Annotated in this window: 1 protein-coding gene; it reads left to right on the top strand. The window is 74.2% G+C overall.

Annotation, left to right across the window (positions count from 1 at the left end; translation table 11 throughout):
- Positions 1-233: ATP-binding cassette domain-containing protein (locus tag VTU_RS30395; RefSeq protein WP_010110657.1), on the top strand; the 233-nt coding region annotated here is incomplete at both ends.

Genomic DNA, 233 nt, shown 5'->3' with positions numbered 1-233 from the left:
CGACGCCCCGGCCCGGCGCGCGCTGGCGCTCCGGGCGCTGGAGCGCGTGGGGGCCGGCTTTGGCCCGCAAACCCGGGTCGAGAACCTGTCCGTGGCCCAGCAGCAGCTGACCGCGATCGCCCGGGCCCTGACCACCCGGGCGCGGCTGATCGTCATGGACGAGCCCTCCGCCGCGCTGAACGAACGCGAAGTCGCCAAGGTGTTCGAGGTCATCCGCGACCTGGCACGCAACG

Source organism: Verminephrobacter aporrectodeae subsp. tuberculatae At4 (assembly GCF_000193225.1).
GTDB lineage: Bacteria > Pseudomonadota > Gammaproteobacteria > Burkholderiales > Burkholderiaceae_C > Acidovorax > Acidovorax aporrectodeae.
The sequence above is the reverse complement of the archived record's forward strand: the minus strand, read 5'-3'. Positions and strand labels throughout refer to the sequence as shown.